This is a genomic window from Rhodoferax sp. GW822-FHT02D07 (assembly GCF_058802405.1).
The window spans coordinates 436,526-461,717 of sequence record NZ_JBXAOD010000003.1; the positions used below are offsets into that span (position 1 = coordinate 436,526).

Consider the following 25,192-nt stretch of genomic DNA (forward strand, 5'->3'; position numbering starts at 1 on the left):
CCCGACTTCACGCGGACTCAGGGCGCTTTGGGCCGCAGTGTCATCTGGCGGTCGCTGAGGGTGACGTCGAATTTGTTGAGAAAGCCCTGACCCAGCAAGGCCTCGTCGGGTTCGCCGCCTACCAGCCCAACCCCCACCCGCACCGCCGAGACCTGCGCAGAGCCCAGCGCCACCGGCACATCCGCATGGATGCGCCCCGCCAAATCGCCATTGGCTGTCTTGAACACGGTGGGCGTGCCCCCGGTCAACCCAGCCTGCTTCGCCAGCGCCTCGCTCACCACCACCATGGAAGCACCGGTGTCGATCAGAAACTCCACCGGCTGCCCCGCTACCGTGCCCGTGGCATAGAAATGCCCATCGCGTGCCATGGGAATTACCAACGCACCACCCGGTAACGTGACCACGGGTTTGGGTTTGAGGTATTGGGCGGACACAAAATACAGTCCGCCGATGATGGCCAGCCACACGAGCACGATGGCGAATGGCCCCCACTTTAGGCTGGTGGGGAGGTCGTTGGGGTTGTCTGTGGCGTTGGACATGAGTAGAGGCTATCGCTATCGGAACAACTATCGGCACATTTTTGATCGGACACAATCAGGCATGTGAATTGGGAGTGACTATGGAATGGACAAGAGAGGAAGTCGAGGCGATCGTTGCTGACTATCTTCACATGCTCACGCTTGAACTGGCCGGTCAACGCTTTAGCAAAACAGAACATCGCCGCCACCTTCAAGCCAAACTCTCCAACCGCTCGGAGGGTTCAATTGAGTTCAAACACTGCAATATCAGTGCAGCCCTCATTGACCTGGGATACCCCAGCATTCGCGGATACCAGCCTCGTGCGAACTACCAGCATCTTCTAGTCGAAGTCGTTACGCAACAGCTCAAGACTAAGGAGTCCTTGGACGAAATCGTTCTGTCAGCGGTACAACAGCCGGTAGCAACACCTCAATGGACCGATTTCAAGTCAGTAAAAACAGAGAGCCCCAAGAAGCAACATCGAGCATCTGAGTCCTCAATGAATCCTACTTTCAAAGCATCCAAGCGAGACTATTTGGAGCGAGAGGCACAAAACATGTCCTTGGGGCTTGCAGGCGAAGAATTTGTAACGCTGTATGAGCATTGGCGCCTGAATGCATTGGGTGAACACCGACTAGCAGATCGGGTTGAGCATGTTTCGAAAACTAAAGGCGACGGACTCGGGTATGACGTTCTATCTTTCGAAACGGATGGGCGCGAACGTCTCATTGAAGTAAAGACCACCAGCTTCAGCAAAGAAACGCCCTTCTTTGTGTCCAAGAACGAACTTGCACTTTCGAAAATTGCCAGTCAGCAGTTTCACCTGTATCGGCTGTTCGAGTTCAAGAAACAGCCCAAGCTGTTTGATCTACCGGGGGCAATCGATATTCACTGCGATCTAGACCCCGTTAGCTATCGGGCAAGCTTTTAATAAAATCACCTTCTAGCCCTCATTCAATCTGCGCAAGCAGCTATTTATTTCATAGCATGACCAGCTCCACCGCCGCCCACCTCACCACCCACGACACTACGCGCATCGACGATGTGCGCATTGGCGCGGTGCGCCCGCTCATCACACCGGCGCTGCTGGAGGAAAAGCTGCCGGTGCCGGCCGCGGCCGAGGCGCTGGTGGAGAGCAGCCGGGCGGCGATCTCGCGCGTGCTGCATGGGCAGGACGACCGGCTGGTGGTCGTGGTGGGCCCCTGTTCCATCCATGACCATGACCAGGCTATGGAGTACGCGCGGGCGCTCAAGGTGCAGGCCGATGCCTTGCAGGACGATCTGCTGGTGGTGATGCGCGTGTACTTCGAGAAGCCGCGCACCACCGTGGGTTGGAAGGGCTATATCAACGACCCGCACCTGGACGACAGCTTTGCCATTAACGAAGGGCTGGAGCTGGCGCGCCGCCTGCTGCTGGATGTGCTGGCGCTGGGCCTGCCTGTGGGCACCGAATTTCTGGACCTGCTGTCGCCGCAATTCATCAGCGAGCTGGTGAGCTGGGGCGCCATTGGCGCGCGCACTACCGAGAGCCAGAGCCACCGCCAGCTGGCCAGCGGCCTGTCCTGCCCCGTGGGTTTCAAGAACGGCACGGACGGTGGCATCAAGGTGGCCACCGACGCGATCCAGGCCGCCAAGGCGGCGCACGCCTTCATGGGCATGACCAAGATGGGCCAGGCGGCGATTTTTGAGACCCGGGGCAACGACGATTGCCACGTGATCCTGCGCGGCGGCAAGCAGCCCAACTACTCTGCTGCCGACGTGGATGCAGCGTGCACGCTGCTCAAGGCGGCAGGCCAGCGCGAGCAGGTGATGATCGACGTGAGCCACGCCAACAGCAGCAAGCAGCACGCGCGGCAAATCGTGGTGGCGCAGGATGTGGCAGCGCAAATCACAGCGGGCGACAAGCGCATCACCGGCATCATGATCGAGAGCCACATTAACGAGGGCCGGCAGGACATCGTGCCCGGCCAGGCACTGAAGCACGGTCTGAGCGTGACCGATGCCTGTATCAGCCTGGCGCAGACCGTGCCGGTGCTGCAGGAACTGGCCGCAGCCGTGCGCCAGCGCCGCGGCTAAGCCGCGATCAGCGGAACTGGTCGGCCTTGTAGTAGCCGGAGTTGACCAGCGCCGCGCGCCAGTTTTCCACATCCACCTTCATGGGCTTGAGCAGGTAGGACGGCACCACCTTCTGGCCGTTGTTGTAGGTCTTCTCGTCGTTGATGAGCGGCTTCTTGCCGGAGAGGATGGCGTCCACCATGGTGGTGGTGACTTGGGCCAGCTCGCGGTTATCTTTGAAGACGGTGGAGCTTTGCTCGCCACGAATGATGGAGCGCACCGAGGGCATCTCGGCGTCTTGCCCTGTCACCACGGGCAGGGGGTGGCCGCTGCCCTGGCCGTAGCCGGCCTTCTTCATGGCGGTGAGGAGCTCGATGCTGATGCCGTCATAGGGCGAGAGCAGGGCGTCCAGACGCTGCTTGGCGTAGTACTTGTCCAGAATCTGCGTAAGACGTGCGCGCGCCACCGAGCCGCTCCAGCGCAGCGTGGAGACCTTGTCCATGCCGATCTGGCCCGAGCCAATGACCAACTTGCCCTTGTCGATATAGGGCTTGAGCACGGACATGGCGCCGTCGTAGAAGAAGAAGGCGTTGTTGTCGTCCGCCGAGCCGCCGAACAGCTCGATGTTGAACGGGCCTTTGCCCTTGTCCAGCCCCAGGCGCTCGATGATGTCGGAGCCCTGCAGCACACCGACCTGGAAGTTGTCGAACGTGGCGTAGTAGTCCACGTGGGGCGTGTCGCGGATCAGGCGGTCGTAGGCGATGACCTTGATCTTTTTCTCAGCCGCCTTTTGCAGCACGGGTGCGAGCTTGCTGCCGTCGATGGCACCGATGACCAGCACCTTCATGTCAGGGGCCTTGATCATCTCCTCCGTCTGCGCGATCTGGGTGGCGATGTCGTCGTTGGCGTATTTCAGGTCGGGGCGGTAGCCCAGCTTGTCCATGGCGCGCACCATGGCCAGACCGTCCACCACCCAGCGCTGCGAGGTGACAGTGGGCATGAGGATGCCCACGCCGCCTTTGCTGGCGATCTGTGCGTGGGCCCAGGGCATGGACCCCAACAACACTGCACTTAAAAAGAACCGTCGTAGGGGTCGCATGCCTGTCTCCTCGTTATTGTTTGAATCAGGCGAGCGTGTAAGCGGTCTTGACGGTGGTGAAGAACTCGGCCGCGTACTTGCCTTGTTCCCGTGGCCCGTAGCTGGAGCCCTTGCGCCCGCCAAACGGCACGTGGTAGTCCACCCCGGCAGTCGGCAGGTTCACCATCACCATGCCCGCCTGGCTGTGGCGCTTGAAGTGCGTGGCGTACTTCAGGCTGGTGGTGGCAATGCCAGCGGACAGGCCAAAGGGCGTGTCGTTGGCGGTGAACAGCGCTTCTTCGTAGTCCTTGACGCGGATGACGCTGGCCACCGGGCCAAAGATTTCTTCACGGTTGATACGCATGGCGGCGGTGCTATCCACCAGCAGGGCGGGGGCCATGTAGTAACCCTCGGTGCCACGGCTCAGGCGCTCACCGCCTGTGAGCAGGGTGGCGCCTTCGGCCTTGCCGATTTCCACATAGGAGAGGTCTTGCTCCAGCTGGGGCTGCGAGGCCACGGGGCCGATGTCAATGCCGGCTTCCAGGGCGTCACCCACCTTGATGGCAGCCATGCGTTTCTGCATGGCTTCAATGAAGGCGGGGTAGATCTTGTCGGTAACGATGAGGCGGCTGGACGCGGTGCAGCGCTGGCCGGTGGAATAGAAGGCGCTTTGCACGCTGAGCTCGACCGCCACGTTCAGGTCGGCATCGTCCAGGATGACCTGGGGGTTCTTGCCACCCATTTCCAGCTGCACCTTCTTCATGTGGCCGGCACAAGCAGCAGCAATGCGCTGGCCCACGCCGACAGAGCCGGTGAAGCTGATGGCAGTGATGCCGGGGTGGTTGACCAGGGCGTCACCAATGACACGGCCAGAACCCATGACGAGGTTGAAGACGCCGGCAGGGATGCCGCTGCGGCTGATGATGTCGGCCAGGGCCCAGGCGCAGCCGGGGACCAGATCTGCAGGTTTCAGGACGACGCAGTTGCCGTAGGCCAATGCCGGGGCAATCTTCCAGGCAGGAATGGCGATGGGGAAGTTCCAGGGGGTGATGAGGCCGATGACACCCAGCGGCTCGCGGGTGACTTCCACACCGATGCCGGGACGGACCGAAGGCACGGTTTCTCCGGCCAGGCGCAGGCATTCGCCGGCGAAGAACTTGAAGATGTTGCCGGCACGGGCGGCTTCGCCTATGCCTTCGGCGCGGGTTTTGCCTTCTTCGCGGGCCAGCAGGGTGCCGAGTTCCTCCTTGCGGGCGAGGATTTCGGTACCGATCTTGTCCAGGGCATCGGCACGCGCCTGGATGCCGCTGGTGGACCAGGCGGGGAAGGCTTTTTGGGCAGCGGCGACGGCGGCATTCAGTTGCGCTACGTCGGCCTGGGCGTATTCGCCGATGACGTCACCCAGGTTGCTGGGGTTGAGGTTGGGCGCGTAGCTGGCGCCAGCCACCCATTCGCCGTTGATGAGGTTGTTGTGTTGAGGAGTCGTCATAGGAAAGAGCAGGTTAGGGCGCGGTCCACGCACCGTTCTGTTGGCTGGAGGCCACCGCGGCGGCCACAAAGCGGATGCCTTGCAGGCCATCGGTGGCGTTGGGGAAATGCAGGGACAGCGGGTCGGCTGTCTGGCCGCTGCGGCGTGCCGCAATGGCATCGGACGCGTCGGTGTAGAGGTTGGCAAAAGCTTCGTGGAAGCCTTCAGGGTGGCCGGCCACGATGCGCGAGGCGCGCGCCGACAGCGGCAGGGTACCCGGGCCGTTGGGCGTACGCACCTGGGCGGGCGCATCCAAGGGCTTGAACTGCAGCACCTGTGGGTGCTCCTGGTGCCATTCCAGACTGCCTTTGGAGCCGCTCACGCGGATGCGCAGGCCGTTTTCCACACCAGCCGCCGCTTGGGTGACCCAGAAGCTGCCGCGTGCGCCATTGCTCATGCGCAGCATGGCGCCGGCGAAATCGTGGGTGATGCGGTCGGGCACGATGCTGCCCACATCAGCCGCCACCTCGGCGACTTCCAACCCGGTGATGAAGCGCAACAGGTTGTGCGCGTGGGTGCCAATGTCACCCAGCACCAGCGAAGGGCCGCCACGCGCCGGCTCTTCCTTCCAGGCCTTGCGGCCGGGGCCAGCCTTGGCGCGACCGCCCTGCACGTACTCCACCTGTACCAGACGCACATCGCCGATGTCACCAGCCACGACCATGGCCTTGGCCTGGCGCACCATGGGGTAGCCGGTGTAGTTGTGCGTGAGGCAAAACACCAGGCCCGTGGCCTGCACGCGCGCATGCAGGGCCTCGGCTTCGGCCAGGGTGTTGGTCATGGGTTTGTCGCAAATCACGTCCAGCCCGCGTTCCAGCGCCTGCATGGCGAACTGGTAGTGGCTGTCGTTGGGCGTCATGATGGCGATGACTTCGGCACCATCGGGGCGCGCGGCTTCCGCATCAATGAGGGCCTGCCCGCTGGGGTAGCAGCGGTCCTGCACCACGCCAATGCCCTGCCCGGTGATACGGGAGCGCTCAGGGTCGGACGACAGGGCCGCAGCCACGAGTTCGTAGCGGTCATCAAGCCGGGCGGCCTGGCGGTGCATGGCACCGATGAAGGAGCCGGGACCGCCACCGATGACGGCCAGGCGCAAGCGGCGGCCCAAGAGCTTGAAAACGGTGTTTTCCGACATAGGTGCCTCCCAGTGGGTGGTGGGTTTACTTGCCCCAGCGCAGAACCATGGGGTCCAGGCGCTTGGCTGTATCCAACAGTCCCTCACGCACAGCGGGGTGCATGGCCGGGAAGGGGTGGCGACCTGCCTCGCTGGCAATGACGCCGCCAGCCTTCATCAGGGCCTTGGCGGTGAGGATGCCGCCCTGGCGGTTCTCGTAGTTGATCAGCGGCAGCCACTTTTCGTAGTGGGCTGCAGCCTCATCGCGCTTGCCTGCCGCATAGGCGTCCACGATCTTGCGGATGCCGTCAGGATAGGCGCCGCCGGTCATGGCGCCGGTGGCACCGGCGTCCAGGTCGGGCATGAGGGTAATGGCTTCTTCGCCATCCCAGGGGCCCTCGATGGCGGCACCACCCACGCGGATGAGTTCGCGCAGTTTGGAAGCGGCACCGGCGGTCTCGATCTTGAAGTAGGCGACGTTCTTGATCTCTTGGGCCATGCGGGCCAGGAAGGGGACGGACAAGGGGGTGCCGGCCACGGGGGCGTCCTGGATCATGATGGGGATGTTGATGGCATCCGAGAGGCGGGTGAAGTACTCGTAGATCTGGGCCTCTGGCACCCGGATGGTGGCGCCGTGGTACGGAGGCATGACCATGACCATGGAGGCGCCGAGCTGCTCCGCCAGCACGCTGCGGGCGATGGTGATGTCGGTGCTGAAGTGGGTGGTGGTGACGATGACCGGGACGCGACCTTTGACGTGTTCGAGGATGGTGCGGGTCAATGTCTCGCGCTCGGCATCACTGAGGACGAACTGCTCGGAGAAATTGGCCAGGATGCACAGGCCGGTGGAGCCAGCCTCGATCATGAAGTCGACGCAACGTTTCTGACTCTCCAGATCGAGCGCGCCTGCATCGTTGAAGGTGGTCGGGACGACAGGGAACACACCCTTGTAGCGGGCGTTTGCAGCAGTAAACATGTGGATCCTTATTTGTTCTTGTTGTAGACGTCAAAGCAGACGGCGGCCAGCAGCACCAGGCCCTTGATGACCTGTTGCCAGTCGATGCCAATGCCCATGATGGACATGCCGTTGTTCATCACGCCCATGATGAAGGCGCCGATCACTGCGCCCAGCACCTTGCCCACGCCACCGGAGGCGGATGCGCCACCGATGAAGCAGGCCGCGATCACGTCCAGCTCGAATCCAAGACCCGCCTTGGGCGTGGCAGTGTTGAGGCGGGCTGCGAAGATGAGGCCGGCCAAAGCAGACAACACACCCATGTTGATGAAGGTGTAGAAGGTCAGGCGTTCGGTGCGGATGCCGGAGAGGCGAGCCGCCTTTTCGTTGCCGCCCAGGGCGTAGATGCGGCGACCGATAGTGGTCTTGGAGGCGACAAAGTCATACGCCAGCATCAGCAGCAACATGACGATGAGCACATTGGGCAGGCCCTTGTAGGACGCCAGCAGGTAGGTGAAGGCGACGATCATGGCCACAAAGACCAGGTTCTTCGCAGCGAAGATGGCCATGGGCTCGTTTTCCATGCCGTGCTGGGTACGGCCCGCGCGGTCACGCACCTTGGTCACCAGCATGGCCAGCGCAATCAGCAGGCCCAGCACCAACGAAGCGATGCGCAGGTTTTCACCGGAGAAGGGGTCGGGGATGAAGCCGGTGCTGAGCAGCTGGAACTCGGGTGGGAAGGGGCCTACGGATGCGCCTTCGAGCACGGCCAAGGCCAGGCCCTTGAAGACCAGCATGCCGGCCAACGTGACGATGAAGGAAGGGATCTTGTAGAAGGCCACCCAGTAGCCCTGGGCCGCACCGATCACGCCACCCAGAATCAGGCAGACGATGGTGGCGGGCACGTAGTGCCAGTTGTAGTTGACCATGAGCACGGCGGCCACGGCGCCGATGAAACCGCACACCGACCCGACCGAGAGGTCAATATGGCCGGCCACGATGACCAGCAACATGCCCAGCGCCATCACGATGATGTAGCTGTTCTGCAGGATCAGGTTGGTCAGGTTCAGCGGCTGGAACAGCGTGCCATCGGTCTTCGCCTGGAAAAACACCATGATGATGACCAGGGCGATGAGCAGACCGTACTCACGCAGATTGTTTTTCAGGAACGCGGCAACGCCTCCGCTGCCTGCTGGTGCTGGTGTTGCGCCTGTATTGGGGGTTGCCATGTCAATTCACTCCTGATGTCACGATAGATCGCATAATTTTTTCCTGGGTCGCTTCGGCGGCGGGGAATTCCGCCACAAAGGCGCCCTCATTGAGCACGCAGATGCGGTCGCACATACCCAGCAACTCCGGCATTTCGCTGGAGATCATGAGCACGCATTTACCCTCTGCGGCCAGCTGCGCAATGATGGTGTAGATCTCGTACTTGGCACCCACGTCGATACCGCGCGTGGGCTCGTCGAGGATCAGCACCTCGGGCTCCGAGAACAGCCATTTGCTCAGCACCACTTTTTGCTGGTTGCCGCCGGAGAGGTTGACGGTGCGCGCAAACACATTGGGACTGCGGATGTTGAGCTTCTTGCGGAAGTCCTGCGCCACGCTGAACTCCTGGCCCTCGTCCACCACAGAGCGCTTGGCCACAGCCGGCAGATTGGCCAGCGTGGTGTTCCAGGCAATGGTTTCATCCAGCACCAGACCGTAGCCCTTGCGGTCTTCGGTCACGTAGGCAATGCCGTGGTTGATGGCCTTTTGCACCGTGCTGGTGTCCACTTCCTTGCCATGGAGCAGCACCTGGCCGCTGATGTTCTGGCCGTAGGTACGGCCGAAGATGCTCATGGCCAGTTCGGTGCGGCCCGCGCCCATGAGGCCGGCAATGCCGACAATCTCGCCACGCTTGACGTGCAGGTCCACGCCCTTGATGACGCGGCGGTCGGCATGCTCGGCGTGGTGCACGGTCCAGTTCTTGACCTCGAACACCTTGTCGCCGATGTTGGGCGTGCGCCGGGGGTAGCGGTCGGCCATCTCGCGGCCCACCATGTTGCGGATGATCACGTCCTCGTTGGCCGGACCTTCGCTGCAATCCAGCGTGGCCACGCTGGCGCCGTCGCGCAGCACGGTGATGGCATCGGCCACCTTGGAAATTTCGTTGAGCTTGTGCGAGATCAGGATGCAGGCGATGCCCTGGCGCTTGAGCTCCAGCAGCAGTTCCAGCAACGCATCGCTGTCTTTCTCGTTCAGGCTGGCAGTGGGCTCGTCCAGAATCAGCAGCTTGACTTCCTTGGACAAGGCCTTGGCAATTTCGATGAGCTGTTGTTTGCCCACACCGAGGTTGGTGATGAGGGTGTTGGGCGACTCCTTGAGCCCGACCTTTTGCAGCAGCGCCTGGGTCTTGACGTAGGAGGTGTTCCAGTCGATCACGCCGGCCTTGCTGGCCTGCTCGTTGCCCAGAAAGATGTTTTCGGTGATGGACAGCAGCGGCACCAGCGCCAGCTCCTGGTGGATGATGATGATGCCCACCGACTCGCTGTCGTGAATGCCTTTGAACTTGCACTCCTGGCCCTGGTAGCGGATTTCGCCTTCGTACTCGCCATGCGGGTACACGCCACTGAGGACCTTCATGAGGGTGGACTTGCCGGCGCCGTTTTCTCCAACGATGGCATGGATCTGGCCCGGCAGCACCGTGAGGTTCACATTGCTGAGCGCCGTCACGCCATGGAATGTCTTGCGCATTCCGCGCATTTCTAGGATTGGTTCGACCATGTTGCCTCGACTATCGTTCTCTTGAACCCGGGGAGAATGTAAAAAGCCCTGTGCTTTGGGGGCACAGGGCCTCTTTTTACACGCAACCCTGATTACTTGAGCTGCTCTTCCTTGATGTAGCCGCTGCCCACCAGAACTTGCTTGTAGTTGCTCAGATCCACAGCCACAGGCTTCAGCAGGTAGGAAGGAACGACCTTGACCTTGTTGTTGTAGGTCTTGGTGTCGTTGATTTCAGGCTGCTTGCCGCTCATGACAGCGTCCACCATGTTGGCGGCCACTTTGGCGAGTTCGCGGGTGTCCTTGAAGATGGTGGAGTACTGCTCCTTGCGGATGATGGACTTCACGGAAGGCACTTCAGCATCCTGGCCGGACACGAAAGGCATGGGTTGCGCAGCGGTGCCGTAGCCCACGCCCTTCAGCGCGGAGATGATGCCGATGGACAGGCCGTCATAGGGAGACAGCACAGCATTGACCTTGTCCTTGCCGTAGTAGGCGCTCAGCAGGTTTTCCATGCGAGCCTGAGCCACTTGGCCGTCCCAGCGCAGGGTGGCAACCTTTTGCATGCCAGTCTGCTTGGAGCGGACCACCAGCTTGCCGGACTTGATGTAGGGGTCCAGCACCGACATGGCACCGTCGTAGAAGAAGAAGGCATTGTTGTCGTCAGCAGAGCCACCGAACAGTTCGATGTTGAAGGGGCCCTTGCCTTCCTTCAGACCCAGGCCCTTTTCCAGGGATTGCGCTTGCAGCACGCCCACCTGGAAGTTGTCGAAGGTGGCGTAGTAGTCCACGTTCTTGGAGCCCACGATCAGGCGGTCGTAGGAAATGATCTTGATGCCCTTGTCAGCAGCCTTTTGCAGCACGTTGGTCAGGGTGGTGCCGTCAATGGCAGCAATCACCAGCACCTTGGCGCCTTTGGTGATCATGTTTTCGATCTGGGCCAATTGGTTGGGGATGTCATCTTCTGCGTATTGCAGGTCGGCCTTGTAGCCTTTGGCGGCCAGGGCGGTCACCATGCTGTTGCCGTCGGCAATCCAGCGGGTCGAGCTCTTGGTGGGCATGGCTACGCCGACCAGGCCTTTGTCCTGTGCGCTGGCCACGGTGCTGCCGAAGGCCAGGCCGATGGCCAAGCTGGCAACCAGGGCCTTCAGGGTGTTTCTACGTGCTGTCATGGGATGTCTCCTGTTTAGTAACTTTGGTTCACAAGGGGTCTTTGCCAGGTCGGCGCAGAGCCCGCATGATAAGGATGTGATAGATTAATTTCTAATATAGTTTGTAGCTACTTCGATACGTAAACATAGATTGGTGGTAACCCTGATATGACGAACTACACACACTGGTTCTTGCGTGCACGCCTTAAAACACGGCAGTTACTGCTACTTGTTGCGCTATCTGAGGAAGGAAACATTCACCGCGCCGCCCAAGTGCTCAACATGACTCAGCCCGCAGCCTCCAAGCTGCTCAAGGACCTGGAGGACGTGCTGGGCGTGGCCTTGTTCGAGCGGCTGCCACGCGGCATGCGCCCCACTTGGTATGGCGACACCATGATTCGCCACGCCCGCGCCGCCCTGGCCAGCCTCAACCAGGCGCACGAAGAGCTGCAGGCCGCCAAGAGCGGGCAGTTCGGCCAGGTCAACCTGGGCTCCATCACCGCGCCGGGCCTGGCGCTGCTGCCGCCCACGGTGGCCGCCGTCAAGCAGGCCCACCCGAATCTGCACATCACCATCCAGATCGAGCCCAGCAATGTGCTCATTGAACGGCTGCACCGCGGCACGCTGGACATTCTGGTGGGCCGCACCTCACCCGAGCACGACAAGGCCGCGCTGCGCTACGAGGTGGTGACCGACGAGCCCATCTGCGCCGTGGCCCGCCCGGGCCACCCCCTGCTCACGGCCATCAAACCCAGCCTGGAAGACGTGTTCCAGTACGGCTGGATCGTGCCGCCGGCGGGCAGCATGCTGCGCCACCGCTTCGACCTCATGATCCAGGAACTGGGCCTGCAGCCGCCCACCAACAGCGTGGAGACCAGCGCCATGCTCTTCATCAGCAAGATGATGCAGCAGAGCGATATGGTCAGCGTGATGGCGGTGGACGTGGCGCGCTACTACGCCAACCACGGCCTCATGTCCATCCTGCCGGTGGCGCTACCGCTGGACATGGAGCCCTTTGGCTTCATCACGCGACGCGACCGCCTGCTATCCCCGGCCGGCGAGGTGGTGCTGCGCGCCCTCAAGGCCTCGGCCATGACGGTCTACGGCAAAGAATTCAGCTTCCCGCCTCTGCCCTGAGGCAGGGTCGCGAGTCTGGTGTCAGGACCAGCCCGCGTCCACCTTGAATTCTTGCGCGGTGCACATGGCGCCGTCGTCCGAAGCCAGGAACAGCACCATGCGGGCCACATCCGAGGGCTTGAGCTTGTCGGGCAGGCACTGGTTGCGCTGGATCTCGGCCTCACCAGCCGCATCCAGCCACATGCTGATCTGGCGCTCCGTCATCACCCAGCCCGGCGACACCGTGTTCACGCGGATGCGATCCGCCCCCAGCGAATCGGCCAGCCCGCGCGTGAGGCCGTTGACGGACGATTTGGCCACCGCGTAGCAGGGGTAGCCACTGCCCTTGGTCTGCCAGCCGGTGGAGCCCAGATTGATGACCGAGCCGCCGCCAAGGCGGCGCATGCCCGGCGCCACGGCCTGGATGGCAAAGAAAGCGGGGCGCTGGTTCACCGCCATGCGCTCATCCCAGTACTCGGGCGTGACCGACTCCAGCGTGTGCCGGTCATCGCGCGCCACGTTGTTGACCAGCACCGAAAAGTCGCCCAGCTCCGCCTGGGCCGCTGCCACCGCGCCCTGCAGGGCCGCCACATCGCGCACATCACAGGCCTGCCACCAGACCGTGCCGCCTTGGGCGCGCAACTGCTCGGCCAGGGCCTGGCTGGGCTCGGTGGCCACGTCTACAAAGGCGACGCGCGCGCCTTGCTCGGCAAAGGCGCTGACCATGGCCGCTCCGATGCCGGTGCCACCGCCGGTGATGAAGACGCTTTTCCCCTGCAAGCTGGGATAACGCGCCAAGCTAGAAACTGCTGACATATTTTTCCTTTTTTTGTGATTGCAATTTAGATATATAAATTGCTAGTTAATTCATTTTCTATTATCACTGTGCATTGATACCATGCCGGCTGTCAAGAACTGGAGGAATCTCCTCCCTACAAAACCGAGGCATACCCCATGGACTCCGAAAAGCCCCCATTCCGCCGCAGCCACGCCTGGTTCGGCCGCCAAGACCGTGACGGCTTTGTGCACCGCAGCTGGCTCAAGAACCAGGGCTACCCCCACGACCTGCTGGACGGTCGCCCCATCATTGGCATCTGCAACACTTGGAGCGAGCTGACGCCCTGCAACGGCCACTTCCGTGAACTTGCTGAATTCGTCAAGCGCGGTGTGTACGAAGCCGGCGGCTTCCCGCTCGAATTCCCCGTCATGTCTCTGGGCGAAACCCAGCTGCGCCCCACGGCCATGCTGTTCCGCAACCTGGCCTCCATGGACGTGGAAGAAAGCATCCGCGGTAACCCCATCGACGGCGTCGTGCTGCTCATGGGCTGCGACAAGACCACGCCATCCCTGATGATGGGCGCGGCCAGCTGCGACCTGCCCACCATCGGCCTCTCCGGCGGCCCCATGCTCAACGGCAAGTTCCGCGGCAAGGACGTGGGCTCCGGTACTGGCGTGTGGCAAATGTCCGAGATGGTGCGCGGTGGTCAGATGACCATGCAGGAATTCACCTCCTGCGAGAGCGATATGCACCGCTCCAGCGGCACCTGCATGACCATGGGCACGGCCTCCACCATGGCCAGCATGGTCGAAGCACTGGGCATGGCCTTCCCCGAGAACGCCGCCATCCCCGCCGCCGACACACGCCGCAAGCGCCTGGCCCAGCTCACCGGCCGCCGCATCGTGGAAATGGTCAAGCAAGACATCAAGATGTCGCAGATCATGACCCGCAAGGCCTTTGAGAACGCCATCCGCACCAACGCGGCCATTGGCGGCTCCACCAACGCCGTGATCCACCTGCTGGCCATTGCCGGCCGCCTGGGCGTGGACCTGAAGCTGGAAGACTTCGACAAGCTGGGTTCGGAAGTGAACAACATCCTGAACCTGCAACCGTCTGGCCAGTACCTGATGGAAGACTTCTGCTACGCCGGCGGCCTGCCTGCGGTCATGCGCGAAATCTTGCCCATGCTGCACGGCGACTGCATTACCGTCAACGGCAAGACCATCCGCGAAAACGTGGAAAACGCTCCTTGTTACAACCGCGAAGTCATCAAGACCGTGGACGAGCCCTTCATGCCCGCCGCCGGCATTGCCGTGGTGCGCGGCAACCTGGCGCCCAACGGTGCCGTGATCAAGCCGTCTGCTGCGTCCAAGCACCTGCTGCAGCACCGGGGCCGTGCCGTGGTGTTCGAGTCCATCGAAGAGTTCCACGCCAAGATTGATGATCCGGACCTGGACATCGACGAAAACTGCGTCATGGTGCTCAAGAACTGCGGCCCGCGCGGCTACCCCGGCATGGCCGAAGTAGGCAACATGCCCTTGCCGCCCAAGGTGCTCAAGAAGGGCATTACCGACATGGTGCGCATCTCTGACGCCCGCATGAGCGGCACCGCCTACGGCACCACCGTGCTGCACACCAGCCCAGAAGCCGCCGCCGGCGGCCCGCTGGCTGTGGTGCAGAACGGCGACATGATTGAACTCAACGTGCCCGAGCGCAAGCTGCACCTGGAAGTGTCGGACGAAGAACTGGCGCGTCGCCTGGCCGCCTGGCAAGCGCCCGAGAAACCCAAACGCGGCTGGTACAAGCTCTACGTCGAAACCGTGCAACAGGCCCACTTGGGCGCCGACCTGGACTTCCTGGTCGGTGGCAGTGGCGCCGGAGTCCCGCGCGACTCGCACTGATATGTCTGCGGTGTTGCAGGCAACACCACCCCGGCACTGCCCGCTGCCCGCAGTGCTGGGAGAGGTTCGCAGCGTCTGGAGCGCCCAGGCGCTGCAGGGCGCTTCGCCCCTCTGGTCGGTGCGCGAGTCCGCGCTCTACTGGCTGGATACGGCAGGACAACAGCTCCACCGCTTCCAGCCCGCCCAGAAACTGCGCGACAGCTGGACCGTCGGCCAGCCCGTCAGCGCGCTGGCCGAACGCGCTGGGCATAGCGGCCTGTTGCTGGCCCTGCAGCACGAGCTGGCTTTCTTTGACCCCGATACCGCACGCCTGGAACTGCTGCACCGGCCCGAACCGGCCCAACCCGGCAACCGGCTGCGCGCCGGCGTCTGCGATGCAAACGGGCGCTTCTGGGCCAGCACATCCCCCAGTCACCCCACCCCCACCGGCGCGCTCTACCGCTACGCCGGCGGTTCGCGCTGCACCCGCCAGTTGGGCAACCTGGGCGACAGCCCGGGGCTGACCTGGACTGCCGACCAGCAAACCCTGTTGGTGTCCGACCCGGCCCAAAGCCGGATTCGTGCGCACACGCTCCAGACCGACGGCACATTGGGAGCCGCATACAACTGGCTCACACTCCCCCGGCACGAAGGCACGCCCCAGGGCCTATGTACCGACGCAGCAGGTCGTATCTGGCTGGCACGCGCAGGCACCGGCCGCCTGAGCTGCCACCACCCTGAAACCGGGCAGGAGCTGCTGCGCATCCAGCTCCCCGCCAGCCAGCTGACCGGCTGCACCTTTGGCGGGCCGCAGCTGCGCACCCTGTTCATTACCAGCGCCAGCCCCCCAGCGGGCGTGGCTCCGTTCAGCGAGCCGCTGGCCGGCGCGCTATTCGCCGTGGAGGTCGACAGCCCTGGATTGCCAGCGCATTTGTTTACAGGTTAAATGAAGTTGCCCCACTAAAAATACGAGGAGACACGGGCCATGAAATTCAAGAATCTCAAGATATCCACACGCTTGATCAGCGCGATGGGTTTGTTGACAGCATTGCTGGTCGGGGTGGTGGTCGTTGCCATCCTGCAAATGCAGGCCATGCGCGGGAACACCCGGCAAATCACAGGCGACTGGCTACCCAGCATTGAGCTGGTGGGTACTCTGCGGGCCAATATTGCCGAACTGCGGGCGCTTGAGAGCCAGCACGTGCAAAACAGCGATGAAGGCGCGATGGACCGCATCAACAAGGTCATGGTCGAGGCGCTGGCCTCCATTGAAAAAGTGCGCGGCGAGTACGCCGGTCACATCGACAGTGCCGAGGAAAAGGCGATTTACGTCACCTTCGAAGCCGAGTGGAAAAAATACCTGGAGCAGCATGCGCAGTTGGTGGACTTGTCCACCAAGCGCGACAAGTTCCCCGCTCGCAAATTGCTCGAAAACGAGTCCAAGGCCACCTATGACAACATCAAGGCCGCCATCAAACAGCTGACCGACCTGAACCATGGCGGCGCGGTGACCGCGAGCAATAACAGCGATGACAGCTTCACCACGGCCCGCAGCGTCATGCTGGTCGCGCTGCTGGTCGCCGTAACCGCCGCGGTGGCGGCCGCGCTGTGGCTGATCCGTTCCATCACCCAGCCCATCGGTGTGGTCGTCGCCCTGGCCGACCAGATCGCCGAAGGTGACCTCTCGCAATCCATCCTGGTGGATTCCGACAACGAGACCGGCCAGCTGCTGGCCGCCCTGCAGCGCATGCAAGAGCGCCTGGCACAGGTGGTTTCCCAAGTGCGTAGCGGCTCCGAATCCGTTGCCACCGCCAGCTCCGAAATCGCCCAAGGCAACCACGACCTCAGCGCCCGCACCGAACAACAGGCCAGCGCCCTGGAAGAAACCGCAGCCTCCATGGAAGAACTCGGCGCCACCGTGCGCCAGAACGCCGATTCCGCCTCCCAGGCCAACCAACTCGCCATGAACGCCTCCAAAGTCGCCGTCCAGGGTGGGGACGTTGTGGGTCAAGTGGTCGAGACTATGAAAGGCATCAACGAATCCAGCCGCAAGATCGCCGACATCATCAGCGTCATCGACGGCATCGCCTTCCAGACCAACATCCTCGCCCTCAATGCGGCGGTGGAAGCCGCCAGAGCCGGAGAACAGGGAAGAGGCTTTGCCGTCGTCGCCAGTGAAGTCCGCTCCCTGGCCGGACGCAGTGCCGAAGCGGCCAAAGAGATCAAAAGCCTCATTGGAGACAGCGTCACCCGCGTGGAGCAGGGCAGCGCCCTGGTCGACCAGGCCGGGGCCACCATGACCGAAGTCGTCACCAGCATCCGCAGGGTGACCGACATCATGGGCGAGATCAGCGCAGCCAGCAGCGAACAGAGTGCCGGGGTGGCGCAAGTAGGGGAGGCCGTGACCTCCATGGACCAGACCACGCAGCAGAACGCAGCGCTGGTGGAGGAGATGGCGGCGGCGGCCAGCAGCCTGAAGTCTCAGGCTCAGGATCTGGTGCAGGTTGTGGCCGTCTTCAAGGTGGGAAGCAGGACTTCGGGCCTCACAGCAGCCCCGCGCACCTTGGCAGGGGGCCGGGCACTGCAACTGGGCATGTACCGCAATTGATATAAAAAAGCTGCTGGCGCCCGTGGATAGTGCGCAAGCAGCTTCTTTTTTGATAGCGCCTCCGGTCATGCCTACCAGAGGTGCGGGGCAGGATGCCCCGCCAACAGACGCCGGTTTAGCGGCGTGGGGTCATGGGCGCACGGCCTTCGATGTGGCGGAAGTTGATGCGGCCCTTGCTCAGGTCATAGGGCGACAGTTCCAGCGACACGCGGTCGCCGGCCAGGATGCGGATGTGGTTCTTGCGCATCTTGCCGGCGGAGTAGGCAATCAGCTGGTGACCGTTGTCCAGGGTCACACGGAAACGCGTGTCGGGCAACACTTCGTTGACGACACCCATCATTTCAATCAGGTCTTCTTTGGCCATATGCTATTCCTCAAGAGGCGGTAATCGGTGTGCAGCGGCCCTGCGCGTCCCTTACGAGCCCCATGGTCAGAGGGCTACAACACGGCACGGCCGTGGATGGAACGGGTTGCAGTTCGCTGCGAAAAGGCCGGCAGGGCGGGGCCCACGGCATGGGCGGCACGGGGCCGCAACGTGCTGCCGGAGCACGGCCGAATAGGCCTTCAGGCAGTCCGGTAATGTAGCACGGAGCACCCTTTACGGCTTATTACATGATCCAAAGACCCTGACGGCTGTGGTTTTCAGGGCGAAACTGCGAAAATCTGGGCATGAAACTCTGCATTTTGGACAACGACACCATAGAAGCCGCCCTGGTGCCTACCTATGGCAACTACGCGACCATGATGGAACGGGTGCTGCGCAAGGCCGGCGCCGACGACTGGACCATGGACCGTTTCAGCACCCCGCTGGGCGAGTACCCGGAGTCTTTTGAGGATTACGACGCCGTGCTGCTGACCGGCAGCAAGTCCGACTCGTTCTCGGACGAACCCTGGATCGTGGAGCTGCGCCGCCGCGTGACCGAGTTGCTGGACACCGACACCAAACTGCTGGGCGTCTGCTTTGGCCACCAGCTGATCGCCCTGTGCATGGGCGCCAAGGTCGGCCGCGCGCCCAATGGCTGGGTTACCGGCCGCAATACCTATACCTGGCACGCCCGCGATCTGCTGCCCGAACCCGAGCGCGCCAGCTTTGCGCTGCTGGCCAGCCACCAGGACCAAGTGCTGGAACTGCCCAGCGGCGCCACGCTCCTGGCCAGCAGCGAGCGCTGCCCCATCGCCGCCTACGCGCGCGGGCAGGATGTGCTGTGCATCCAGCCGCACCCCGAGTTTGTGGAGGACTACAGCGCCCACCTGCTCAACAAGCGCCGCGCGCTGCTGGGTGATGACCACTACGAGGCCAGCATTGCCAGCCTGGCCCAGGGCCATGAAGGCATTGACTTCGCCCGCCTGATGGTGGCCTTTGTCGAAGGCCGCGTGGGCCAGCCCGCCTAAACCGGGGCCTGCGCCAGCGCTTTTTGCCGGGCACCCAGCGCCGCGCCCAGCCAGAGCGCGGCCGCCGAGAACAGCAGGCCATGCGCCAAGCCACCGGGGCCATCGGCAATCCAGCCCACCACGGTGGGCCCCACGATCTGCCCGGCGGCAAACACGGTGGTGAAGGCACTGATGCCCGCGGCCCAGGCGACGGGCGGCAGGTTGTGCCGCACCAGTGCCGTGGTGGACGCCACCACGGAGAGGAACACCCCGCCAAACAACAGCCCCGAAGCTAGCACCACGGGCCACCACTGCGTGAGCGCGGGCAGTACCGTGGCCACGCCCAGCAGCGCATTGAGCGTGGCCAGCGGGCGGCCGGTCTTGTAACGGTCCAGCAGGCCCGCCCAGATGCGGCCGGACGCTACCACAGCCAGCCCCAACAGCGCATAGAACACGGTGATGGCCGCAGCCCCACTGCCCTGGGCGCGCAAGAGCGCCACCACAAAAGTCATGTAGCCGATATAGCCTACGCCAAACAGGGTGTAGCCGGCCAACCCGTAGGCAAAGTCGCCCCAGTGAAAGCGCTGTGACCCGCCAGCGGCCGCGGCGGCGGGGGCCTCCCAGGCGCCCATCACGCGAGCCGGCCAGCGCAGCACCGCACTGGCCAATGCGCAAGCCAGGGCCAGCACCCACCAAGCCCAGCGCCAGCCGTGTGGCTGCGCTTGGGTCGCCTCCAGCAACCAGGGCACCAGCAGAGCCGACAGGACGATACCCAAGCCGGTGCCACCGTAGTACATGCCCAGCAACAGGCCGCCATGCTGCGGATACCGTGCACCCAGACGCGCCGCCAGCAAGCCACCGGCAATGAACACCAGTGCGCTGGCCACACCCGCCAACAGGCGCTGCAGCAACAAGGGCTGCGCATCGGCAAAAAAGCCACTCAGCCCCATAAACCCGCTGGCCAGCGCAGCCCCGCCCCACAGCAGGACAGACGGGCCGTAGCGGCGCATCAGCCAGGGCGTAGCCAAGGCACCCAGAAAGTAGCCCAGCGCATTGACCGTGTTCATGGCGCCGGCCAGGGTGTAGCTCCAGCCCAGGTCGCTGCGCATGGCCGGCAGCAGCAGACCATAGGCAAAACGGGTGATGCCCAGCGAGACGGCCGCCCCCAGAGAGAGGGCAAGGGCCAGCGCCCAGGCCTGCCGGTCTGGGGCGGCGGTGTGCATGGAGGCCGGGCTCAGACCGGTATCAGGCCAGGCTGTCCTGCAGGCGGAACTGGCGCACCACCTGGGCCAGGCGCTCGGCCTGTTCGCGCAGGGACTCGGCCGCAGCGGCCGACTGCTCCACCAAGGCGGCGTTCTGCTGGGTAGCCTGGTCGATCTCGCCTACGGAGGCATTGACCTGGGCGATGCCGCTGGACTGTTCGGTCGCGGCTTCGGTGATTTCCCCAATGATGCCGCCCACGCGTTGCACGCCGGTCACCATCTCCTGCATGGCGGCACCGGCTTCTTCCACCAGCTTCACGCCGCCGTCCACGGCGGTGACGCTGCTGCCCACCAGCACCTTGATCTCTTGCGCCGCATCGGCCGAGCGCTTGGCCAGGCTGCGCACCTCGGAAGCCACCACCGCGAAGCCGCGGCCCTGTTCGCCCGCTCGGGCGGCCTCCACCGCGGCATTGAGCGCCAGGATGTTGGTCTGGAAGGCGATGGAGTCGATCAGTCCGATGATGTCGCTGATCTTGCTGCTGGAGGCCGAGATCTCGTGCATGCTGCTGACCGCCTGGGTCACCACCTGGCCACCGCGCACGGCCAGGGCCGAGGCGGAATCGGACAACTGGCGCGCCGTCTGGGCGGATTGGGCGGTCTGCTGCACATTGGTGGTGAGCTCGCTCAGGGAGCCCACGGTGTTCTGCACGCTGCTGGCGGACTTCTCGGTACGGGAAGACAGGTCCTGGTTGCCCGAGGCAATCTCCTGGCTGGCCAGGGCCACGCTCTCGCTGGCATTGCGCACCTGCGACACCAGGGCGCTCAAGCCCTCCTGCATGGCTTTCTGGGCGCGCTGCAGATCGGCCACCTCGTCCTTGCCCTGCACATTGAACTGCTGCGACAGGTCGCCACCGGCAATGGCCTGCGCCAGCTGGCGGGCCTGCTCCAGCGGGCGGCAGATGGAGTTCATGTTCAGGATGGTGAGCGGCACCACCACCACGGTGGCCAGCGCCAGCGCGGCTATGAATAGCCATTTGATGACGCCGCTGACCTTCTGCTGTTCCTGAACCGCCCTGTTGGCATCCTCCTGCAACACATCTTCCAGCGTCTTCATGTGCTGCATGACCTTGCCAATCTGTGCCAGCGCCTTCTGGCTCATGCGGTTGGCGATAGTGGCGGACTCGTAGCCGCTGGACTTGAGCTGGTTGGCCACAGGCTCAAACAGGCTCGTGTACTCCTTCAGGTCAGCCTGCAACTGGCGTACGACAGGGTTGTCCGCATCCTCCACGCCTTCCAGGAAGTGGGCCGCAATACCGTTGACCACATCCAGCTGCGACTTCCAGCGCGCGTACGCTTTCTCGACCTCGGCCGGGCGCTCATACTCAATGATCATGTCCTTCTCGGCCTCGCGCACGGTACTCATGGCGGCCTGCAGGCGGCCAAGGTGCTGCATCGCCGCGAAAGAGTTGTCCAGGAAAGCATCGCTCTGGTCCTGGATCTTGCCCATGCCCCACAGGCCGCCTACGCCCAGCATGGCCAGCAAAGTGAGCACCATCGCGATGGCGCCCAACATGCGCAAACGGATGGTGAAGAGCCGCATCAGGGACATGGTGTTCATTGTTGTTTCCTTTTTGGGGCCCGCACAGCGCGTGCAGACGGGCATTTTTTCAGAGTCTGACAGACAGAACAAGGCGCTTGCAAGCTTACCGCCGCCAGTCCGGGGACGTCGCCCGAAATGGGCGCTAACCTGGGTTTGTACGCGAATTGCGCCCTTTTCTTGATTTATGCCAAATTCCGCCCGCCCCACACCCACGCTACCATGGCGGGCCGTTCACTTGCCGCCGTCCCGCCATGCGCTACCTGCCCCTCTTGCTGGCCCTGTGCCTGTCCCCCCTGCTGACGCACGCCCAGGGCGTCTACAAATGGGTGGATGCAGAGGGCAAAACGCACTATGGCTCGCAACCACCGGTGACGGAAAAGGGCGGCGAGGCGCTCAAACTGCACAGCAACAGCGGCTTTGGGGGCAACAACAGCGGCAAGGCGGTGGAATACAACCCCGATGGCACCAAAAAGATCCCCAAGGACGTGCAGGACTTTGTCAAAGGTGCTGAGCAGGCGCTGAAGAAAAAAGATGCCAAGGAAGTGCCGCTGGACTGCATGAGCGCGGTCAAGAATGCACAAGACCAGGCCGACACCGCGCTGGAAGTGCTGGCCAAAAATTTCAAAGACGGCTATGTCAGCCAGGCCGACCACGACAGCAACGCCGCCAAGCTGCGCAACGCCAAGGCGCAGACCACCCTGGCGCACTGCCAGTTCTCCAGCGGCAAGGACCGCAGCTTCTACCAGTGCATGTCCAACGGCAACAACCACTTCACGGCCTGCGTGAAGTAGGCGCCAGACGCACTCAGGCCGGACTGCGCGGCGCCAGCACGATGATGGCCATGCCGGCCAGCGCCATGCCAGCCCCCACCCAGTCCCACAGCTGCGGGCGTACGCCGTCCACCAGCCACAGCCAGACCAGCGCGGTCGCCACATAGACCCCGCCATAGGCCGCGTACACCCGCCCGCTGGCGGCCGGGTGCAGCGTGAGCAACCAGACAAACAGCGCCAGCGAGGCCGCCGCCGGCACCAGCACCCACACCGGCGCGCGCTGGTTCAGCCACAGCCAGGGCAGGTAGCAGCCCACGATTTCGGCCACCGCGGTGAGCACGTACAGGCCGGTGGTGGTGAGCAGCGGGTGCATGGGTGGTCCTTTATTTGCTCCTGTTTCAGGAGCTGCTTGCGCAATATCGACGGGGGCTGGAGGCCTATTTGACCATCAATCCGGCTTCCAGCGCTTGAGCAGCAGCGCATTCGCCATCACGCTCACCGAACTGAGCGCCATGGCCGCGCCGGCCACCACCGGGCTCAGGTAGCCCAGCGCGGCCAGCGGAATGCCGGCGGCGTTGTAGACGAAGGCCCAGAACAGGTTCTGGCGGATCTTGGCCACCGTGCGGCGGCTGATGTCCAGCGCACCGGCCACCAGCAGCGGGTCGCCACGCATCAACGTGATGCCCGCAGCGTGCATGGCCACATCGGTGCCGCCGTGAGGGTTGGCCATGGCCATGCCCACATCCGCCGCCGCCAAAGCCGGCGCATCGTTCACGCCATCTCCGACCATGGCAACCCCTTGGCCTCCGGCTTTCAGCGCCGCCACCTTGGCCGCCTTGTCACCCGGCAGCACCTCCGCCAACACATCTTTGGCATCCAGCCCCAAGCGCTTTGCCATGGCTTCGGCCGCGCCCCGGTTGTCGCCGGAAATCATCACGGTCTGGATGCCGCGGGCCTTCAGCGTGGCCAGGGCCTGCGCTGCGCCAGGTTTGGGTTCATCGGCAAAGGCCAGCAATGCGAGCAGCGCCACGCCGCCTTCCGTGCGCTCGGCCATGGCGGAGACGGTTGCGCCTTCGCGCTGCAGCTGCGCGGCTTGATCGGCCACTGGGGCCAGGTCCACGCCCAGTTCAGCCATCCAGCGCAGGCTGCCCAGCAGCAACGTGCGTCCAGCCACGACCCCCTGTGTTCCCCGGCCCGAGACAGTTTGCACGTCAGTAGGCGCCAACATCGTCAGTCCCCGCGCCTTGGCCGCCTGCAGCACCGCATGGGCCAACGGGTGCTCACTGCCGCTCTGCAGCCCCGCAGCCAGCCCCAGCGCTTCATCCTCCGCCAGACCCACGGGCACCAGCGCGGTGAGGCGCGGTTGGCCCACGGTCAGAGTGCCCGTTTTGTCAAAGGCCACCACGCGCGCGGTGTGCGCCAGCTCCAGCGCCTGCGCGTCTTTGATCAGGATTCCATGCTTGGCCGCCACGCCGGTGCCGGCCATGATGGCGGCCGGCGTGGCCAGGCCCAGTGCGCAGGGGCAGGCAATCACCAGCACCGCCACGGCATGCACCAGCGCGGTCTCGAAACCATGGCCGGTGAACGACCAGGCCAACAGCGTGCCCAACGCAATCACCAACACCACCGGCACAAACACCGCGCTCACCTGGTCCACCAGGCGCTGGATGGGCGCCTTGGCCGCCTGGGCGTCTTCCACCAGACGGATGATGTGGGACAGCACCGTGTCCACCCCCACCGCGCGCACCTGCAGCACCACGCGACCTTCGCCGTTGATGCTGCCACCCGTGAGCTTGGCGCCAGCCTCCTTGGCCACGGGCAGGGGCTCGCCCGTTAGCATGGACTCGTCCACCTGCGTGCGACCTTCCTGCAGCGTGCCGTCCACCGGGAAACGCTCGCCGGGTTTGACCACGATCCTGTCACCCACCAGCACTTCGGCCACAGGCACATCCACTTCGCCGTCCCGCCCCAGCAAATGCGCCGTCTCGGGCCGCAGTGCATGCAGCGCGCGGATGGCGGCTGTGGTCTGGCGCTTGGTGCGCGCCTCCAGCCATTTGCCCAGCAGCACCAAGGTCACCACCACGGCACTGCTCTCAAAGTACAGGTGCGGCGCCATGGCGGCCCCGCCGTGTGCCGCATGGTCCGGCGCCGTGAGCCATAACCAGACCGACAAGGCCCAGCCCGCCGAGGTGCCCAGCGCCACCAGCAAATCCATATTGCCGCTGCGCGCCAGCAGCGCATGCCAGCCGGCCTTGTAGAAGCGCGCGCCCAGGATGAACTGCACCGGCGTGGCCAGCAAGAACTGCCACAGCGCCGGCAGCATCCAGTCCTGGCCCAACAGATCCCCCGCCATGGGAAGTACCAGCGGCAAGGACAAAGCCAGCCCCCACGCCACGGGCGCAAAACCGGCCCAGGGCGAGGCATCTTGCGCGTCCACCGCCGCATTCGCTGCCAGCGGTTCGTAGCCCGCATCGCGCACCGCGCGGCGCAGTCGCGGCTCCAGCGCCGGGTCGCTCACCTGCACGCGGGCGGACTCGGTCGCCAGGTTCACCGTGGCACTGTCCACACCGGGCACCTTCTTGAGCGCCTTTTCCACGCGCATCACACAAGACGCGCAGGTCATGCCGCCAATGCCAATATCGATGGGGGTCAGCGATGCAGTTTCAGTAGTCATGGCCAGAGCGTAAGCCTTGCCATGGTGGGA

General features: G+C 63.6%; 22 protein-coding genes. 8 read left to right on the top strand and 14 right to left on the bottom strand.

Annotated elements, in window-relative coordinates:
* Positions 1–17: 17 nt before the first annotated feature.
* Positions 18–539, bottom strand: a complete 522-nt coding sequence (locus AC1RNN_RS10235) for a retropepsin-like aspartic protease family protein (RefSeq protein WP_493088717.1) — start codon at positions 537–539, stop codon at positions 18–20.
* An 80-nt stretch (positions 540–619) separates the two neighbouring features.
* Here AC1RNN_RS10235 and AC1RNN_RS10240 point away from each other — a divergent pair, with 80 nt between their 5' ends.
* Entirely contained in the window at positions 620–1,450 is an 831-nt protein-coding gene (locus tag AC1RNN_RS10240; RefSeq protein ID WP_493088719.1) for a protein NO VEIN domain-containing protein, read from the top strand.
* Positions 1,451–1,506: 56 nt separating this feature from the next.
* The gene (locus tag AC1RNN_RS10245) at positions 1,507–2,595 is read left to right on the top strand and encodes a 3-deoxy-7-phosphoheptulonate synthase (RefSeq protein WP_493088721.1); all 1,089 of its coding nucleotides are present in this window, start codon (positions 1,507–1,509) and stop codon (positions 2,593–2,595) included.
* Positions 2,596–2,602: 7 nt separating this feature from the next.
* On the opposite strand, the gene chvE (AC1RNN_RS10250) is transcribed toward AC1RNN_RS10245, so the two are convergent.
* From chvE (AC1RNN_RS10250) to chvE (AC1RNN_RS10280), 7 genes are all read right to left on the bottom strand, one after another.
* Positions 2,603–3,673, bottom strand: a complete 1,071-nt coding sequence (gene chvE / locus AC1RNN_RS10250) for a multiple monosaccharide ABC transporter substrate-binding protein (protein ID WP_493088723.1) — start codon at positions 3,671–3,673, stop codon at positions 2,603–2,605.
* 25 nt (positions 3,674–3,698) lie between these two features.
* The gene (locus AC1RNN_RS10255) at positions 3,699–5,141 is read right to left on the bottom strand and encodes an aldehyde dehydrogenase family protein (RefSeq protein ID WP_493088725.1); all 1,443 of its coding nucleotides are present in this window, start codon (positions 5,139–5,141) and stop codon (positions 3,699–3,701) included.
* A gap of 13 nt (positions 5,142–5,154) precedes the next feature.
* Positions 5,155–6,315, bottom strand: a complete 1,161-nt coding sequence (locus AC1RNN_RS10260; RefSeq protein ID WP_493088727.1) for a Gfo/Idh/MocA family protein — start codon at positions 6,313–6,315, stop codon at positions 5,155–5,157.
* A gap of 25 nt (positions 6,316–6,340) precedes the next feature.
* Positions 6,341–7,270 (bottom strand): dihydrodipicolinate synthase family protein, encoded by a 930-nt coding sequence (locus AC1RNN_RS10265; protein ID WP_493088729.1) that lies wholly within the window; start codon positions 7,268–7,270, stop codon positions 6,341–6,343.
* A gap of 8 nt (positions 7,271–7,278) precedes the next feature.
* The gene (gene mmsB / locus AC1RNN_RS10270; RefSeq protein WP_493088730.1) at positions 7,279–8,478 is read right to left on the bottom strand and encodes a multiple monosaccharide ABC transporter permease; all 1,200 of its coding nucleotides are present in this window, start codon (positions 8,476–8,478) and stop codon (positions 7,279–7,281) included.
* Position 8,479: 1 nt separating this feature from the next.
* Positions 8,480–10,015, bottom strand: coding sequence for a multiple monosaccharide ABC transporter ATP-binding protein (gene mmsA / locus AC1RNN_RS10275; protein WP_493088732.1), 1,536 nt, complete (start codon positions 10,013–10,015; stop codon positions 8,480–8,482).
* A 92-nt stretch (positions 10,016–10,107) separates the two neighbouring features.
* Entirely contained in the window at positions 10,108–11,184 is a 1,077-nt protein-coding gene (chvE, locus tag AC1RNN_RS10280; RefSeq protein WP_493088733.1) for a multiple monosaccharide ABC transporter substrate-binding protein, read from the bottom strand.
* Positions 11,185–11,331: 147 nt separating this feature from the next.
* Here chvE (AC1RNN_RS10280) and AC1RNN_RS10285 point away from each other — a divergent pair, with 147 nt between their 5' ends.
* Positions 11,332–12,300, top strand: a complete 969-nt coding sequence (locus AC1RNN_RS10285) for a LysR substrate-binding domain-containing protein (RefSeq protein ID WP_493088735.1) — start codon at positions 11,332–11,334, stop codon at positions 12,298–12,300.
* Between the two features lie 21 nt (positions 12,301–12,321).
* Here the strand turns inward: AC1RNN_RS10285 and AC1RNN_RS10290 are convergent, their stop codons facing one another.
* The gene (locus AC1RNN_RS10290) at positions 12,322–13,095 is read right to left on the bottom strand and encodes an SDR family NAD(P)-dependent oxidoreductase (protein WP_493088736.1); all 774 of its coding nucleotides are present in this window, start codon (positions 13,093–13,095) and stop codon (positions 12,322–12,324) included.
* Between the two features lie 138 nt (positions 13,096–13,233).
* Between AC1RNN_RS10290 and AC1RNN_RS10295 the strand changes: the two genes are divergently transcribed.
* Genes AC1RNN_RS10295 through AC1RNN_RS10305 form a run of 3 tightly spaced genes read left to right on the top strand, consistent with a single transcriptional unit; the run spans position 13,234 to position 17,545 of the window.
* Positions 13,234–14,958 carry an IlvD/Edd family dehydratase gene (locus AC1RNN_RS10295; protein ID WP_493088738.1) on the top strand — a complete coding sequence of 575 codons (1,725 nt, stop codon included), beginning with the start codon at positions 13,234–13,236 and terminating at the stop codon, positions 14,956–14,958.
* A gap of 1 nt (position 14,959) precedes the next feature.
* Positions 14,960–15,883, top strand: coding sequence for an SMP-30/gluconolactonase/LRE family protein (locus AC1RNN_RS10300; protein WP_493088739.1), 924 nt, complete (start codon positions 14,960–14,962; stop codon positions 15,881–15,883).
* Positions 15,884–15,922: 39 nt separating this feature from the next.
* Positions 15,923–17,545, top strand: coding sequence for a methyl-accepting chemotaxis protein (locus tag AC1RNN_RS10305; protein ID WP_493088741.1), 1,623 nt, complete (start codon positions 15,923–15,925; stop codon positions 17,543–17,545).
* A gap of 115 nt (positions 17,546–17,660) precedes the next feature.
* Here the strand turns inward: AC1RNN_RS10305 and infA are convergent, their stop codons facing one another.
* Positions 17,661–17,909, bottom strand: a complete 249-nt coding sequence (infA, locus tag AC1RNN_RS10310) for a translation initiation factor IF-1 (RefSeq protein ID WP_294766883.1) — start codon at positions 17,907–17,909, stop codon at positions 17,661–17,663.
* A gap of 305 nt (positions 17,910–18,214) precedes the next feature.
* On the opposite strand from infA, the gene AC1RNN_RS10315 reads away from it, so the two are divergent.
* On the top strand, positions 18,215–18,937 hold the full coding sequence (locus tag AC1RNN_RS10315) for a glutamine amidotransferase-related protein (RefSeq protein ID WP_493088743.1): 723 nt from the start codon (positions 18,215–18,217) through the stop codon (positions 18,935–18,937).
* On the opposite strand, the gene AC1RNN_RS10320 is transcribed toward AC1RNN_RS10315, so the two are convergent.
* Entirely contained in the window at positions 18,934–20,139 is a 1,206-nt protein-coding gene (locus tag AC1RNN_RS10320; RefSeq protein WP_493088744.1) for a YbfB/YjiJ family MFS transporter, read from the bottom strand. The genes AC1RNN_RS10315 and AC1RNN_RS10320 overlap by 4 nt on opposite strands.
* Before the next feature lie 22 nt (positions 20,140–20,161).
* The gene (locus tag AC1RNN_RS10325; protein ID WP_493088745.1) at positions 20,162–21,736 is read right to left on the bottom strand and encodes a methyl-accepting chemotaxis protein; all 1,575 of its coding nucleotides are present in this window, start codon (positions 21,734–21,736) and stop codon (positions 20,162–20,164) included.
* 233 nt (positions 21,737–21,969) lie between these two features.
* On the opposite strand from AC1RNN_RS10325, the gene AC1RNN_RS10330 reads away from it, so the two are divergent.
* Positions 21,970–22,509, top strand: a complete 540-nt coding sequence (locus tag AC1RNN_RS10330; protein ID WP_493088746.1) for a DUF4124 domain-containing protein — start codon at positions 21,970–21,972, stop codon at positions 22,507–22,509.
* A gap of 13 nt (positions 22,510–22,522) precedes the next feature.
* Here the strand turns inward: AC1RNN_RS10330 and AC1RNN_RS10335 are convergent, their stop codons facing one another.
* Positions 22,523–22,861, bottom strand: a complete 339-nt coding sequence (locus tag AC1RNN_RS10335) for a YnfA family protein (protein WP_493088748.1) — start codon at positions 22,859–22,861, stop codon at positions 22,523–22,525.
* Between the two features lie 75 nt (positions 22,862–22,936).
* A complete protein-coding gene (locus AC1RNN_RS10340; protein ID WP_493088750.1) occupies positions 22,937–25,162 on the bottom strand; it encodes a heavy metal translocating P-type ATPase in 2,226 nt (741 codons plus the stop codon).
* Positions 25,163–25,192: the final 30 nt, after the last annotated feature.

Coding starts and splice junctions, on each gene's coding strand:
- AC1RNN_RS10235 (WP_493088717.1), bottom strand. CDS start 539: ATGTCCAACGCCACAGACAACCCCAACGACCTCCCCACCAGCCTAAAG.
- AC1RNN_RS10240 (WP_493088719.1), top strand. CDS start 620: ATGGAATGGACAAGAGAGGAAGTCGAGGCGATCGTTGCTGACTATCTT.
- AC1RNN_RS10245 (WP_493088721.1), top strand. CDS start 1,507: ATGACCAGCTCCACCGCCGCCCACCTCACCACCCACGACACTACGCGC.
- chvE (WP_493088723.1), bottom strand. CDS start 3,673: ATGCGACCCCTACGACGGTTCTTTTTAAGTGCAGTGTTGTTGGGGTCC.
- AC1RNN_RS10255 (WP_493088725.1), bottom strand. CDS start 5,141: ATGACGACTCCTCAACACAACAACCTCATCAACGGCGAATGGGTGGCT.
- AC1RNN_RS10260 (WP_493088727.1), bottom strand. CDS start 6,315: ATGTCGGAAAACACCGTTTTCAAGCTCTTGGGCCGCCGCTTGCGCCTG.
- AC1RNN_RS10265 (WP_493088729.1), bottom strand. CDS start 7,270: ATGTTTACTGCTGCAAACGCCCGCTACAAGGGTGTGTTCCCTGTCGTC.
- mmsB (WP_493088730.1), bottom strand. CDS start 8,478: ATGGCAACCCCCAATACAGGCGCAACACCAGCACCAGCAGGCAGCGGA.
- mmsA (WP_493088732.1), bottom strand. CDS start 10,015: ATGGTCGAACCAATCCTAGAAATGCGCGGAATGCGCAAGACATTCCAT.
- chvE (WP_493088733.1), bottom strand. CDS start 11,184: ATGACAGCACGTAGAAACACCCTGAAGGCCCTGGTTGCCAGCTTGGCC.
- AC1RNN_RS10285 (WP_493088735.1), top strand. CDS start 11,332: ATGACGAACTACACACACTGGTTCTTGCGTGCACGCCTTAAAACACGG.
- AC1RNN_RS10290 (WP_493088736.1), bottom strand. CDS start 13,095: ATGTCAGCAGTTTCTAGCTTGGCGCGTTATCCCAGCTTGCAGGGGAAA.
- AC1RNN_RS10295 (WP_493088738.1), top strand. CDS start 13,234: ATGGACTCCGAAAAGCCCCCATTCCGCCGCAGCCACGCCTGGTTCGGC.
- AC1RNN_RS10300 (WP_493088739.1), top strand. CDS start 14,960: ATGTCTGCGGTGTTGCAGGCAACACCACCCCGGCACTGCCCGCTGCCC.
- AC1RNN_RS10305 (WP_493088741.1), top strand. CDS start 15,923: ATGAAATTCAAGAATCTCAAGATATCCACACGCTTGATCAGCGCGATG.
- infA (WP_294766883.1), bottom strand. CDS start 17,909: ATGGCCAAAGAAGACCTGATTGAAATGATGGGTGTCGTCAACGAAGTG.
- AC1RNN_RS10315 (WP_493088743.1), top strand. CDS start 18,215: ATGAAACTCTGCATTTTGGACAACGACACCATAGAAGCCGCCCTGGTG.
- AC1RNN_RS10320 (WP_493088744.1), bottom strand. CDS start 20,139: ATGCACACCGCCGCCCCAGACCGGCAGGCCTGGGCGCTGGCCCTTGCC.
- AC1RNN_RS10325 (WP_493088745.1), bottom strand. CDS start 21,736: ATGAACACCATGTCCCTGATGCGGCTCTTCACCATCCGTTTGCGCATG.
- AC1RNN_RS10330 (WP_493088746.1), top strand. CDS start 21,970: ATGCGCTACCTGCCCCTCTTGCTGGCCCTGTGCCTGTCCCCCCTGCTG.
- AC1RNN_RS10335 (WP_493088748.1), bottom strand. CDS start 22,861: ATGCACCCGCTGCTCACCACCACCGGCCTGTACGTGCTCACCGCGGTG.
- AC1RNN_RS10340 (WP_493088750.1), bottom strand. CDS start 25,162: ATGACTACTGAAACTGCATCGCTGACCCCCATCGATATTGGCATTGGC.